Annotated in this window: 13 protein-coding genes; 12 read left to right on the top strand and 1 reads right to left on the bottom strand. The window is 61.6% G+C overall.

What is annotated here, in order from left to right:
- The first annotated feature begins 50 nt into the window (after positions 1 to 50).
- From Q5Y75_RS22755 to gltB, 4 genes are all read left to right on the top strand, one after another.
- A complete protein-coding gene (locus Q5Y75_RS22755; RefSeq protein WP_306201874.1) occupies positions 51 to 1,484 on the top strand; it encodes an NAD(P)-dependent oxidoreductase in 1,434 nt (477 codons plus the stop codon).
- Between the two features lie 68 nt (positions 1,485 to 1,552).
- Positions 1,553 to 2,221, top strand: coding sequence for a hypothetical protein (locus Q5Y75_RS22750; protein ID WP_306201872.1), 669 nt, complete (start codon positions 1,553 to 1,555; stop codon positions 2,219 to 2,221).
- A 12-nt stretch (positions 2,222 to 2,233) separates the two neighbouring features.
- Positions 2,234 to 2,671, top strand: coding sequence for a GFA family protein (locus Q5Y75_RS22745; protein WP_306201870.1), 438 nt, complete (start codon positions 2,234 to 2,236; stop codon positions 2,669 to 2,671).
- Positions 2,668 to 7,197: a glutamate synthase large subunit gene (gltB, locus tag Q5Y75_RS22740; protein WP_306201868.1), complete on the top strand. Its 4,530-nt coding sequence runs from the start codon at positions 2,668 to 2,670 to the stop codon at positions 7,195 to 7,197. Before Q5Y75_RS22745 ends, gltB begins: the two co-directional genes overlap by 4 nt.
- A gap of 58 nt (positions 7,198 to 7,255) precedes the next feature.
- On the opposite strand, the gene Q5Y75_RS22735 is transcribed toward gltB, so the two are convergent.
- The gene (locus Q5Y75_RS22735) at positions 7,256 to 8,599 is read right to left on the bottom strand and encodes a FliI/YscN family ATPase (RefSeq protein ID WP_306201866.1); all 1,344 of its coding nucleotides are present in this window, start codon (positions 8,597 to 8,599) and stop codon (positions 7,256 to 7,258) included.
- Positions 8,600 to 8,684: 85 nt separating this feature from the next.
- On the opposite strand from Q5Y75_RS22735, the gene Q5Y75_RS22730 reads away from it, so the two are divergent.
- The 8 genes from Q5Y75_RS22730 to flgH are packed head-to-tail and all read left to right on the top strand — an operon-like array spanning position 8,685 to position 12,724.
- On the top strand, positions 8,685 to 9,074 hold the full coding sequence (locus Q5Y75_RS22730; RefSeq protein ID WP_306201864.1) for a FlgB family protein: 390 nt from the start codon (positions 8,685 to 8,687) through the stop codon (positions 9,072 to 9,074).
- 11 nt (positions 9,075 to 9,085) lie between these two features.
- Entirely contained in the window at positions 9,086 to 9,478 is a 393-nt protein-coding gene (flgC, locus tag Q5Y75_RS22725) for a flagellar basal body rod protein FlgC (RefSeq protein ID WP_306201862.1), read from the top strand.
- A 12-nt stretch (positions 9,479 to 9,490) separates the two neighbouring features.
- Positions 9,491 to 9,775 (top strand): flagellar hook-basal body complex protein FliE, encoded by a 285-nt coding sequence (gene fliE, locus Q5Y75_RS22720; protein ID WP_306201861.1) that lies wholly within the window; start codon positions 9,491 to 9,493, stop codon positions 9,773 to 9,775.
- Between the two features lie 3 nt (positions 9,776 to 9,778).
- Positions 9,779 to 10,051, top strand: a complete 273-nt coding sequence (locus Q5Y75_RS22715; RefSeq protein ID WP_306201859.1) for a flagellar biosynthetic protein FliQ — start codon at positions 9,779 to 9,781, stop codon at positions 10,049 to 10,051.
- Complete coding sequence (locus Q5Y75_RS22710) at positions 10,051 to 10,764, top strand: flagellar hook-basal body complex protein (protein WP_306201857.1); 714 nt, start codon at positions 10,051 to 10,053, stop codon at positions 10,762 to 10,764. The genes Q5Y75_RS22715 and Q5Y75_RS22710 overlap by 1 nt, the downstream gene beginning before the upstream one ends.
- A 21-nt stretch (positions 10,765 to 10,785) precedes the next feature.
- Entirely contained in the window at positions 10,786 to 11,571 is a 786-nt protein-coding gene (gene flgG / locus Q5Y75_RS22705; RefSeq protein ID WP_306201855.1) for a flagellar basal-body rod protein FlgG, read from the top strand.
- Entirely contained in the window at positions 11,571 to 11,987 is a 417-nt protein-coding gene (gene flgA, locus Q5Y75_RS22700) for a flagellar basal body P-ring formation chaperone FlgA (protein ID WP_306201853.1), read from the top strand. The genes flgG and flgA overlap by 1 nt, the downstream gene beginning before the upstream one ends.
- Complete coding sequence (gene flgH / locus Q5Y75_RS22695; RefSeq protein ID WP_306201851.1) at positions 11,987 to 12,724, top strand: flagellar basal body L-ring protein FlgH; 738 nt, start codon at positions 11,987 to 11,989, stop codon at positions 12,722 to 12,724. The genes flgA and flgH overlap by 1 nt, the downstream gene beginning before the upstream one ends.
- Positions 12,725 to 12,733: the final 9 nt, after the last annotated feature.

The following is a 12,733-nucleotide window of genomic DNA, read 5'->3' as shown; positions in this document are numbered from 1 at the left end:
CACACCTCGTTTATAGCATCGCAACCTAGCCAATTCATGGAGCCGAAGCTGTGGCCAAGCAACCGATGCTAAAATTCGTCCAGATCGAACGCGATATGCCTGAAAAGCGCGCGGCGACGGAGCGCAGGGAAGACTTCGACGAAATCTATGCCGAGTATGCGGCGGCCAAGGCCGAAGAGCAGGCCAGCCGCTGTTCGCAATGTGGTGTGCCGTATTGCCAGTCCCATTGCCCGTTGCACAACAACATCCCCGACTGGCTGCGCCTGACCGCCACGGGACGACTGGAGGAGGCCTATCAGGTCAGTCAGGCCACCAACACCTTCCCGGAAATCTGCGGCCGCATCTGCCCGCAGGACCGCCTGTGCGAGGGCAATTGCGTGATCGAACAATCCGGTCATGGCACCGTTACCATCGGCTCGGTCGAGAAATACATCACCGATACCGCCTGGGAAAATGGTTGGGTCAAGCCTGCTGTCCCCGATCAGGAGCGCGACGAAAGCGTCGGCATCATCGGGGCCGGACCCGGTGGGCTGGCCGCGGCGGATATGCTGCGCCGTGCGGGCTTCAGCGTGACGGTTTATGATCGCTACGACCGGGCGGGCGGGTTGCTGACCTATGGCATCCCCGGTTTTAAATTGGAAAAAGACGTGGTGATGCGCCGGATCGACCAGTTGGAGAAATCCGGGGTCGAGTTTGCCCTGAACTGCGATGTGGATGCTGACATTTTTGCGGCGATCCATGCCGAGCATGACGCCGTCATCATCGCCACCGGCGTTTACAAAAGCCGCGACATTCAGATGCCCGGCAGCGGTCTGAGCGGAGTTGAGAAGGCGATCGACTATCTCACGGCTTCCAACCGTAAGAGCTTTGGCGATGCGGTCGAGGAATTCGATAGTGGCCGCTACGACGCCAACGGCAAACGGGTGGTGGTGATCGGCGGCGGTGATACCGCCATGGATTGCGTGCGGACGGCGATCCGGCAAGGCGCGACCTCGGTCAAATGCCTCTATCGTCGTGATCGCGCCAACATGCCCGGCTCGCAGCGCGAGGTGGCCAATGCCGAGGAAGAAGGCGTTGTCTTCGAATGGCTGAGCGCGCCCAAGGGCTTTACCGGCAACGACACGGTCGAAGGCGTGATGGTGCAGAAGATGCGCTTGGGCCAGCCCGATGCCTCGGGCCGCCAGGCACCCGAATTGATCGAAGGCGCGGATTACGTCGAAGAGGCCGATCTGGTCATCAAAGCACTGGGGTTCGAACCCGAGGATCTGCCGAAACTCTTTGGTCAGCCCGATCTGCCGGTCACGCGCTGGGGCACGGTCAAGGCCGCGTTCCGCACCGGTGCAACCGACATGGAGGGCGTCTATGCCATCGGGGATATCGTGCGCGGGGCCAGCCTTGTGGTCTGGGCCATTCGCGACGGGCGTGACTGCGCCGAAGCGATCATCGAGAAGTTCAACGCGCCGCTCTCGGTCGCCGCTGAGTGAGCTCTGCGAACAGGGCATCTCTGTGTCACAGACCGTTCCACCGGGCACGCATAACAAGGGTTGAAACCATGAACAGGCTGCTGACAGGTCTTGCATGTCTCTGGGCTTTCTCAGGCCCGGTTGCGGCGCAGGTACAGGTTCCGCAGAATTGTACAGCGCTGGCGACAGTGCACAAGAATTCCTGCGCCGTATCGACGGTTATGGATTGTGGTCAGACCTTCCTGGTTTTGGGGTTCCTCGACGGGAATCCGGAATCGGCCAATGTCTATGACCGAAACTGGGGCATGCTGGAGTTCTTGTACCGGGCCAATGCGGAAACCAGATTCACGCTCAAGCCCGGCAGCGGCCAGAACCTTCAGCTCGATCGGTTGATCACAGACGGGGTCGCGACGGAAAACGGCGTCTTTCTGTTCAACACCAGGGTCGTGAAGGACCGCGAATTCCTGTTCAATGGGCAGTACACCCTTGGTGAGGAAGAAGTCGTTCTGGATGGGCACACGTTCCGGAAGGGAGCGTCTTTGCGCGAGTTAGAGCGTGAGGGGATCGAAGGCAGCAAGATCGGTTTCGGCCTTGATTTTCTGGTGTCGGATGACCTGAACCTGCTCATCGAAGGCAGCATCACACGGCATTTCGAAGGGCAGGATTCGTTGACAGTGGACCAGACCCCGCGCGCGATCCGCTTTCCGGACCAACCGGGTTTTCTGGCGACACGATCCGAGTTCGGATGTGATGGTTAGAGGAGGTTCATCATGAATGCGCTATCAGGACGATGCATGTGCGGCGCCGTGACCATCACCGCGACGCCGGCCAAAGCGTCCCTGGGGGCCTGCCACTGCGACATGTGCCGCCGTTGGACCAGTTCGATGCTGATCACCTTTCCGGCCGAACCCGGATATACCGCAGATGGCCCGATACGCGTCTTCAAGTCCTCGGACTGGGCCGAGCGGGCCTTTTGCGGCGATTGCGGATCAGCGCTCTGGTACCGCATCACCGCGCCCGGTGAGATGCACGGAGAAACTCAAATCGCTGCTGGCCTGTTCGATGACGCGGCTGGCGGTGACCTCAATCTGGAACTTTATATCGATCGGAAACCGCAGGGCTACGCCTTTGCCGGGGATCGCAGACAAATGACCGAAGCCGAAGTGATGGCGATGTTCGCCCCTTCGGAACAAGGAGATAGCCAATGACCAAATATGACGCCAACTGGGTTCGCGCCGAAGAAGAAAAGCGCAAGTGGATGGCCGAAAACGGTCTCTATTCCGAGGAAGAAGAGCATTCTTCCTGCGGGGTTGGCCTTGTCGTGTCCGTCGATGGCAAGAGAAGCCGCAAGGTGGTCGAAGCCGGCATTGATGCGCTCAAGGCGATCTGGCATCGGGGTGCTGTGGACGCCGATGGCAAGACAGGCGACGGCGCAGGCATTCATGTGCAGATCCCGGTTCCGTTTTTCTATGACCAGATTGAACGCACCGGCCATACGCCGGACAAGAACAAGCTGATCGCTGTGGGTCAGGTTTTTTTGCCGCGCACGGATTTCGGCGCGCAGGAAACCTGCCGGACCATCGTGGAAGCCGAGGTTCTGCGCATGGGCTATTACATCTATGGCTGGCGTCATGTACCGGTCGATGTGACCTGCCTCGGCGAAAAGGCCAACGCGACCCGGCCCGAGATCGAGCAAATTCTGATCTCGAACTCGAAGGGCGTCGATGAAGAGACTTTCGAGCGCGAGCTTTACGTGATCCGCCGTCGGATCGAAAAGGCGGCGGCAGCGGCGGGGGTGTCCGGGCTCTATATTGCTTCGCTGAGCTGCCGATCGATCATCTATAAGGGCATGATGCTGGCCGAACAGGTCGCGGTCTTCTACCCCGACCTGATGGATGAGCGGTTCGAAAGCGGCTTTGCGATCTATCACCAGCGCTATTCGACCAACACCTTCCCGCAATGGTGGCTGGCGCAGCCCTTCCGCATGTTGGCCCATAATGGCGAGATCAACACGCTCAAGGGCAACACCAACTGGATGAAAAGCCATGAAATCCGCATGGCGTCGGCCACCTTCGGGGACTATGCCGAGGATATCAAACCAATCATCGCAGGCGGATCGTCGGACTCGGCCGCACTAGACTCGGTGTTCGAGGTTCTGGTGCGTGCGGGTCGCTCCGCACCCATGGCCAAGACCATGCTGGTTCCCGAAAGTTGGGCCAAGCAGGCGGTGGAACTGCCGCAGGCTTGGCGCGACATGTATTCCTACTGCAATTCGGTGATGGAGCCCTGGGACGGACCGGCCGCGCTGGCTATGACCGATGGGCGTTGGGTTTGTGCCGGGCTGGACCGCAACGGGCTGCGCCCGATGCGCTATGTGATCACCGGTGACGGGCTTGTCATTGCAGGTTCCGAGGCGGGCATGGTTCCTACCGACGAGGCCCATGTCGTTGAAAAAGGCGCGCTGGGCCCTGGTCAGATGCTGGCCGTCGACATGAAGAAGGGCAAGGTGTTCCGCGACAAGCAGATCAAGGACAAGCTGGCGCGCGCGCTGCCCTTCGGCGACTGGGTCAAGAAGATCAGCGATCTGGACGGCAAACTGGCCGAGGTCGAGGAAAAACCGCTCTTTACAGGCGAGCAGCTACGCAAAAGGCAGATCGCAGCTGGCTATTCGATCGAGGAACTGGAGCAAATCCTGGTGCCGATGTGCGAGGACGGCAAAGAGGCACTGGCCTCGATGGGCGACGACACGCCTTCTGCGGTGCTGTCCAAGCAGTACCGCCCGCTCAGCCATTTCTTCCGCCAGAACTTCAGCCAGGTGACCAACCCGCCGATCGACAGTTTGCGGGAATACCGGGTGATGTCGCTGAAAACCCGGTTCGGCAACCTCAAGAATGTGCTGGACGAGGACAGCAGCCAGACCGAGATCATCGTTTTGGGCAGCCCGTTCGTGGGCAATGCGCAGTGGGATACGCTGGTCAATAGCCTCAACTCTCCGGTCACCGAAATCGACTGTAGTTTCGAACCGGGCACTGGCGCGCTCAGCTCTGCGCTGGCTCGCATTCGTGCCGAGGCCGAAGAGGCGGTGCGCTCGGGTTCCGGTCACCTGATCCTGACTGATCAGTACACCGACACCGACCGTGTGGGCGTGCCGATGATTCTGGCCACCAGTGCGGTGCATTCACATCTGACCCGCAAGGGTTTGCGCACCTTCTGCTCGCTGAATGTGCGCGCGGCGGAATGTCTGGACCCGCATTACTTTGCGGTGCTGATCGGCTGCGGCGCGACCGTGGTGAACGCCTATCTGGCCGAGGACAGCATCGCAGACCGGGTCGAACGCGGCCTTATGGACGGCACGCTGACCGAGAACGTCGCGCGCTATCGCGAGGCCATCGATCAGGGGCTGCTCAAGATCATGTCCAAGATGGGCATTTCGGTGATCTCCTCTTATCGCGGCGGTCTGAACTTCGAGGCAGTCGGCCTCAGCCGCGCCATGGTGGCCGAGTATTTCCCGGGCATGATCAGCCGTATCTCGGGCATCGGTGTGACCGGCATTCAGTCCAAGGCCGAGGAAATTCACGCCAAAGGCTGGACCTCGGGGCTGGACGTGTTGCCCATCGGCGGCTTCTACAAGGCGCGCCAGTCAGGCGAGACCCATGCCTGGGAAGCGACCTCGATGCACATGATGCAGATGGCGTGCAACCGGGCTTCTTATGAGCTGTGGAAACAGTACTCGGCCAAGATGCAGTCGAACCCGCCAATCCATCTGCGCGACCTGCTGGATTTCAAACCGCTGGGCCAGCCGGTGGCGATGGAAGAGGTCGAAAGCATCACAGCCATCCGCAAGCGGTTCGTGACACCGGGCATGTCGCTGGGCGCGCTCAGCCCCGAAGCGCACAAGACGCTGAACGTGGCGATGAACCGGATCGGTGCGAAGTCTGACTCCGGTGAGGGCGGCGAAGATCCGGCGCATTTTGTCCCTGAATCAAACGGTGACAACCCGTCGGCCAAGATCAAACAGGTGGCCTCGGGCCGGTTCGGTGTGACCGCCGAATACCTTAACCACTGCGAGGAGCTTGAGATCAAGGTGGCCCAGGGCGCCAAGCCCGGCGAAGGTGGGCAATTGCCCGGCATGAAGGTCACCGACCTGATCGCGCGGCTGCGCCATTCGACCAAGGGCGTGACGCTGATCTCGCCGCCGCCGCATCACGACATCTATTCGATCGAGGATCTGGCGCAGCTGATCTATGACCTCAAACAGATCAACCCGCGCTGCAAGGTGACGGTGAAACTGGTGGCCTCCTCGGGCGTTGGTACGATCGCCGCCGGGGTCGCCAAGGCCAAGGCCGATATCATCCTGATCTCGGGCCATAACGGTGGTACCGGGGCCAGCCCGGCGACCTCGATCAAACATGCCGGGCTGCCGTGGGAGATGGGCCTGACCGAAGCGCATCAGGTGCTGGCGATGAACAACCTGCGGGGCCGCGTGACCCTGCGCACCGATGGCGGGCTACGCACCGGGCGAGACATCGTCATCGCGGCGATGCTGGGGGCCGAAGAATACGGCATCGGGACCGCTGCCCTGATCGCGATGGGCTGCATCATGGTGCGTCAGTGCCAGTCCAACACCTGCCCGGTTGGCGTCTGCACCCAGGACCCGTCGCTGCGCGACCGCTTCACCGGCAACGCTGACAAGGTGGTTAATCTCATCACCTTCTACGCGCAGGAAGTGCGCGAGATTCTGGCCTCGCTCGGCGCGCGCAGCCTCGATGATGTGATCGGACGGGCCGATCTGCTGGCACAGGTCAGCCGGGGGTCGGCGCATCTGGACGATCTGGACCTTAACCCGCTGCTGATCACCGTCGATGGCGCGGCTGATATCGTCTATGACCGCGACAAGGAGCGCAACGCGGTGCCTGACACGCTGGATGCCGAGATCGTGCGCGATGCGGCCCGGTTTCTGCGCGATGGCGAAAAGATGCAGCTGTCTTACGCGGTGCAGAACACGCACCGGACGGTGGGTACGCGCGTCTCCAGCCATATTGTGCAGAATTTCGGGATGCGGAATTCGTTCCAACCCGATCACCTGCATGTCAAACTGCACGGCTCCGCCGGGCAATCGCTGGGCGCCTTTGCCTCGCCGGGGTTGAAGCTGGAAGTGTCTGGCGATGCCAATGACTATGTCGGCAAAGGCCTGTCGGGCGGCACTATCGTTGTGCGCCCGCCGCAGGTGAGCCCGCTCAAGGCGGATGAGAACACCATTGTCGGCAATACCGTTCTTTATGGGGCGACCGACGGGTATCTCTTTGCTGCTGGTCGTGCTGGCGAACGCTTTGCCGTACGCAACTCCGGCGCGCAGGTGGTGATCGAAGGCTGCGGCTCGAACGGGTGTGAGTATATGACGGGCGGCGTTGCGGTCATTCTCGGCGAGATCGGGGCCAATTTCGGAGCCGGTATGACTGGCGGCATGGCCTATCTCTATGATCCTGACGGCACGGCTACATCGCTGATGAACATGGAAACACTGGTGACCTGCCCGGTCACGGTACCCCATTGGGAGTATCAGCTCAAAGGTCTGATTGAGCGTCATCTGGAGGAAACGCGCAGCCAGAAGGCCGCTGATATCCTGCAGCATTGGGAAGTCGAGCGCGGCAAATTCCTGCAGGTCTGCCCGACCGAGATGCTCAACAAGCTGCCCCAGCCGCTGACCAATGAGGCCGAGGCGGTCCCGGCGTAGTAACCCGCCAAGTGCAAGAGGTGCTCAGACAGGCCCCGATTTCGGGGCCCGTTTCGGTTTACAAAGGGCGTTGCTGCCCCGCGCCGCTGCGCCGCAGGATGAGGTTCAGCTTGTCGAAACTATCGGCAATCCCGCCTAGCTCGGGGCGCGCGAAAAACGCATCCAGATCCGGCCAGACCTGAACCGCCTGATCCAGTTGCGGATTCGAACCTGCGGAATACAGCCCGGCATTGATCATCACTTCGGATTGCTCATAAGTGCTGAGCAGGCGCCGCGCCTCGTTGATGGCAGCGTTTTCAGCTTCGCTTGCCGCAGCTGGTAAGCTGCGTGAGACCGAGCGGCTGACATCGATGGCCGGAAAGCGCCCGCGCTCGGCGATTTCTCGGGACAGTACAATATGGCCGTCCAACACCCCGCGCAGAATATCCGCCACCGGTTCATCCATGTCCGAGCCTGCGACGAGAACGCTGAACACCGCCGTGATATCGCCCTGATCCGCCGTGCCTGGCCCGGCGCGTTCGCACAGGCCGGTGATCAGCGGCGTGACTGAGGGCGGGTGGCCGCGCAGGGCGGGCAGCTCTCCGGTGGCAACGGCGATTTCGCGATGGGCCTCGGCAAAACGGGTGATGGAATCGGCCAGAAACAACACGTTCTGTCCGCTATCGCGCAGCGATTCCGCAACCGCCATGGCGGACCACGCGCAGCGCCGCCGCATCAGGGCCGACATGTCCGAGGTGGCCGCCACCACAACCGCGCGCTCCATCGCCTCGGGGCCCAGCGTGTGTTCGACAAATTCGTTCACTTCGCGCCCGCGCTCGCCGATCAGCGCCACCACAACCGCATCCGCCTGCATGGATTTTGCAAGCGTGCCCAGCAATGAGGATTTGCCGACCCCCGACCCCGCAAACAGCCCCACCCGCTGCCCGCGTACAATCGGAAGCATCGTGTTCAGCAGCGTCACCCCTGTGGACAAGCGCGCGCCCAACGATTTGCGTTCAACGGCATTTGGCGGCGAAGCGGTCAGGTTGCGGGCATGCTCGCCGCGCAGCAAAGGCCTGCCATCCAGCGCCCGGCCCAGCGGGTCAACGACACGGCCCAGCCAGTGCAGGCCGGGGGCAAAGGCCGGAACCGGGATCAGAACCGCCGCATCCCCCACCGCCACCGTATCGGGCGCCATGTCGGGCAGCATCCGGATCTCTTCATCAGTGACCTGCAAAACCTCACCGGCCAGCGGGGCCAGCGCCTTGCGCCGAATCTCGACGCGGTCGCCGATCCGGGCCTTGCCGGACAGCCCGGTGATCCCGATGGTGCCGCCCCCCACATGCCTGATACGCCCAAGATGGCGCAGTGGGCTCAAGGTATCAAAGGTGGCTTTCAGACTCGCAGGGTTCGCGGCGGTCATCGGACGCTCCGGTAGGTTGTCGCAAACCGTTTCTAAACGAATCGGGGTTAAGCCTTGATTGAAACGGATCGAGGGAGAAGCCCCGGTGTTCACCAAACTGAATGTCTTTGCGACGGCCCACGCGATGGCCACACATGCCGGTCACCGGCATGCCGTCATCGCCCGCAACATGGCCCATGCCGACACGCCCGGCTACAAGGCGCAGGATCTCAAACCATTTGGCACGCTTGTACGCGAAAGCGGCGACGCGTCGCTTTTTCGCAATACCCGCAGCACCCATATGCACGGGCAGAGCGGCCCCGACTGGTCTGCCGCCGAATTCACGGCAGACGCCCCTGCCGACCCCAACGGCAACAGCATTTCTATCGAAGAGCAAATGTTGAACGCGGTGGACGCGAAACGTCAGCATGACCGGGCTATGGCGATCTACAAATCCGCGCTGACCGTGCTGCGTACCGGTCTTGGACGCGGGTGAGGGGGGCTGAGATGAACGAGTTCTCCAATACGCTGAAAGTCACAGCCAGCGCGTTGCGCGCACAGGCCATGCGGCTGCGTCATACGGCAGAAAACATCTCGAACGCGGATACCCCGGGCTATCGGCGCAAAACAGTGCCTTTTGAATCGATGGCCCTCTCCGGTGAGGTGGTGGAACTCGTCAAGAACGGGCGCGTGCGGCTTGATCGCAGCAAGCTGCCGCGCATTCACGACCCCGCCCATCCGATGGCGGATGCCAGCGGGCACTATCAGGGATCCAACGTCAATCTGATGCTGGAAATCGCCGACGCGCGCGAAGCGCAGCGCAGCTATGAGGCCAATCTCAAAATGTTCGATCAGGCGCGGCAGATGTCATCGTCGCTGATGGATCTTCTCAGAAAATAAAGGACAGCCAGAATGGATATCCAATCTCTTTCGGCGGCGCAGAGCTATGCCTCTGCCCGGCCTGCAACCAAACCCGGCCCCGCCCCCGAGGGCGCGGCCCTGGGCGGCGCGTTTCAGGATTTTGCAAGCACTTTGCGCCACAGCGAGATGTTGTCGCAATCTGCCATGACCGGCCAGGCCGACCCGCATGCGCTGGTACAGGCTCTGGCCCAGACCGAGCTTGCGGTCGAAACTGCGGTGACCGTGCGCAACAAGGTGGTCGAGGCCTATCAGGAAATCCTGAGAATGCCGGTCTGAGCTATGCTGAGTGAAGGCCAGTTTTACGACGTGTTGCGGCAATCGTTATGGATCGCGGTCGTGACTTCGTTGCCAATCCTGACGGTTGCTTTGGTCACTGGCCTGGTCGTTGGCCTGTTCCAGGCGCTGACCTCGATCCAGGAAATGACGCTGACATTCGTACCCAAGCTGGCCGCGATCGTGATCGTGTTCTGGATGTCGATGGGCTTCATGACACAAACGCTGGTTTCGTTCTTTCAGGCCACAGTTCTGACACTAATAATCGGAGGCAATTGATGGATACTGCCGGATATGCCGCGCTGTCGCGCCAGGTGGGCCTGAGGAACGAGATCCGGGTCGTCGCCAACAACATCGCCAATCTCGCCACCGCCGGCTACCGGCAGGAGGGCATCGTCTTTTCCGAGTTCGTGAAGGATACCGGCGGCCACCCGTCGGTCTCGATGAGCCGGGGCGAGGTTCGCAATACCTCGTTCACGCAAGGCGTGCTGACCCAGACCGGCGGTCGCTTCGACTTCGCCATCGAAGGAGACGGTTTCTTTCTGGTCGAAACGCCCTCGGGCGAGCGGCTGACTCGCGCCGGAGGGTTCAGCGCCAATGCGCATGGCGATCTGGTCAACGCCGAAGGGCACCGCGTGCTCGATCCCGGCGGCGCGCCGGTCTTCATCCCGCCCGATGCGACAAGCCTCAGCGTCTCTGCTGATGGCACGATCAGCGCCGATGGCCAGTTGGTCGGGCAGATCGGCGTCTTTGCCCCGACCGAACGGGGCGACCTGATCCGCGAAGGCGGCGTAATGTTCCACGCCCCCGGCGGTTTCGAACCGGCAGAAAGTGCCACAATCCTGCACGGATTTGTTGAAGGCTCTAACGTTAATGCGGTCGGACAGATGGCGCGGATGGTCGAGGTTCAACGCGCCTATGAGCTGGGCCAGAGCTTTCTGGATGCCGAAGACAAACGTATCCGCGACGCCGTCAAAGCGTTGCTGCGATAGATCACAAGGAAGGAGCGACCGATGCGTGCCCTGAAAATTGCCGCCACCGGCATGACCGCCCAGCAGATGCGGGTCGAGACGATTTCGAACAACCTCGCGAATATGAACACCACCGGCTACAACGCCCGTCGGGCCGAGTTCGCCGATCTGCATTATCAGCAGATGGTACGGCCGGGCAGCGTGAACGCCTCGGACGGAACACTGCTGCCGACCGGCGTGCAGCTTGGCCTTGGCGTGCGGCCCGCAGCGGTGTCGATGCATATTCAGCAAGGCGCTCTGTCGGCCACCGGCAACGAGCTGGATGTGGCCATCGACGGGCGCGGGTATCTTGAGGTCACGCTGCCCTCGGGCGCGACGGCCTATACCCGCGATGGCAGCCTGAAACGGTCTGCCGATGGTTTGATCGTTACCTCCGACGGCTTTCCGGTCACCCCTGAGGTCACCATTCCCGAAGATGCGCGCTCGATCACTATAAATGGCGCCGGAGAGGTCTATGCCTATTTCGACGACACCGCCGAAGGGCAGTTGCTGGGCCAACTCAACCTGTCGAGTTTCACTAATGCCAAGGGGCTTGAGGCGGTGGGAAGCAACCTGTTCCGCGAGACCGAAGCCTCCGGCGCGCCCACCGTCGCCACACCGGGCGAAGACGGGCTGGGCACATTGCGCCAAGGATATCTTGAGGACAGCTCCGTCGATGCCGTGCGCGAGATCACCGAACTGATCGAGGCGCAGCGCGGCTACGAGATGAATGCCAAGGTGATTTCAGCGGTCGACCAGATGATGGGCGCCACCACGCAGGTGCGCTGATGGCCAGGATTCTCGCTGCTGTTGCGCTGCTCGCCGCACTGCCTGCGCAGGCCGATATTGTTACACCAAACCGCACGATCCGCGCCAAGGAACTGATCGCGCCCACCGACCTGGTTCAGGAACCCGGAGAGATGCCGGGCGTCTACGCCCATCCCGCCGAAGTGGTGGGCTATGAGGCGCGCGTGACGCTCTATCCCGGCCGTCCCATTCGCGCGGGCGACGTTGTGCCGCCCGCCATCGTGGATCGCAACGATCTGGTGTCGCTGGTCTTCGTGCAAAGCGGTCTCACCATCACAGCCGATGGCCGCGCGCTGGGGCGCGGTGCTGTGGGCGACACGATCCGCGTGATGAACCTAGCATCACGCACCACCCTGTCCGGCCGGATTATGGCCGACGGCCGTATCGAGGTAGATTGATGAAACTGTCCAAACCCGCGCTTCTTTTTCTGAGCTTTGGCATGCTACAGGTCGCCTGTGGTCGGCTCGACCATCTCGGGCGCCCGCCCAGCCTGTCGGATAACGAGGATTCCCCCGAACAGGTCGCAATGTTGTGGCCGGGATTGCCGCTGCATGCACCCGATCAGCGCACGGTCGATCAATCCTCGCTCTGGAGCGGCGGTCAGAGGTCCCTGCTCGGTGACCGGCGGGCGATGAAAAAGGGCGACATCCTTACGGTGGTGATCGAAATCGACGAAAAAGCCGAGATTTCGAACGGCACCAAACGATCCCGTGGCGGTTCGGAAACGCTGGAGGTGGCCGAACTATTTGGCGCGCCGCAACGGTTGCAGGACAAGCTGCCTGAGGGTGCCTCGCTTGCGGATGCGGTTGCGATCGACAGCCAAAGCAAAAACACCGGCCAGGGTTCGGTCAAACGTAAGGAAAAGCTGACACTACGTGTTGCGGCCACGGTGGTTGATGTTCTGCCGAACGGCGTACTCTCGATCAGCGGCTCGCAGGAGCTGCGGGTTAATTTTGAACTGCGCGAGTTGCTCGTATCGGGCTTTGTGCGCCCCGAAGACATCTCGCGACAAAACCAGATCACCTATGACAAGATCGCCTCGGCCCGGGTATCCTATGGTGGCAGAGGTCAGCTTACCGACGCCCAGCAGGCGCGATACGGCCAGCAGGTGCTGGACGCCGTTCTGCCATTCTGAGGAATTCGA

Origin of the sequence: Ruegeria discodermiae, assembly GCF_030758345.1 — a bacterium.
Lineage (GTDB): Bacteria > Pseudomonadota > Alphaproteobacteria > Rhodobacterales > Rhodobacteraceae > Ruegeria_C.
This window is presented reverse-complemented; position numbering and strand designations above follow the sequence as displayed.

What these genes read in the sequence shown, in the direction of transcription:
- flgH (WP_306201851.1), top strand. Translation starts at nt 11,987, where the DNA reads ATGAAACTGTCCAAACCCGCGCTTCTTTTTCTGAGCTTTGGCATGCTA.
- fliE (WP_306201861.1), top strand. Translation starts at nt 9,491, where the DNA reads ATGGATATCCAATCTCTTTCGGCGGCGCAGAGCTATGCCTCTGCCCGG.
- gltB (WP_306201868.1), top strand. Translation starts at nt 2,668, where the DNA reads ATGACCAAATATGACGCCAACTGGGTTCGCGCCGAAGAAGAAAAGCGC.
- flgA (WP_306201853.1), top strand. Translation starts at nt 11,571, where the DNA reads ATGGCCAGGATTCTCGCTGCTGTTGCGCTGCTCGCCGCACTGCCTGCG.
- Q5Y75_RS22735 (WP_306201866.1), bottom strand. Translation starts at nt 8,599, where the DNA reads ATGACCGCCGCGAACCCTGCGAGTCTGAAAGCCACCTTTGATACCTTG.
- Q5Y75_RS22715 (WP_306201859.1), top strand. Translation starts at nt 9,779, where the DNA reads ATGCTGAGTGAAGGCCAGTTTTACGACGTGTTGCGGCAATCGTTATGG.
- Q5Y75_RS22710 (WP_306201857.1), top strand. Translation starts at nt 10,051, where the DNA reads ATGGATACTGCCGGATATGCCGCGCTGTCGCGCCAGGTGGGCCTGAGG.
- flgC (WP_306201862.1), top strand. Translation starts at nt 9,086, where the DNA reads ATGAACGAGTTCTCCAATACGCTGAAAGTCACAGCCAGCGCGTTGCGC.
- flgG (WP_306201855.1), top strand. Translation starts at nt 10,786, where the DNA reads ATGCGTGCCCTGAAAATTGCCGCCACCGGCATGACCGCCCAGCAGATG.
- Q5Y75_RS22750 (WP_306201872.1), top strand. Translation starts at nt 1,553, where the DNA reads ATGAACAGGCTGCTGACAGGTCTTGCATGTCTCTGGGCTTTCTCAGGC.
- Q5Y75_RS22745 (WP_306201870.1), top strand. Translation starts at nt 2,234, where the DNA reads ATGAATGCGCTATCAGGACGATGCATGTGCGGCGCCGTGACCATCACC.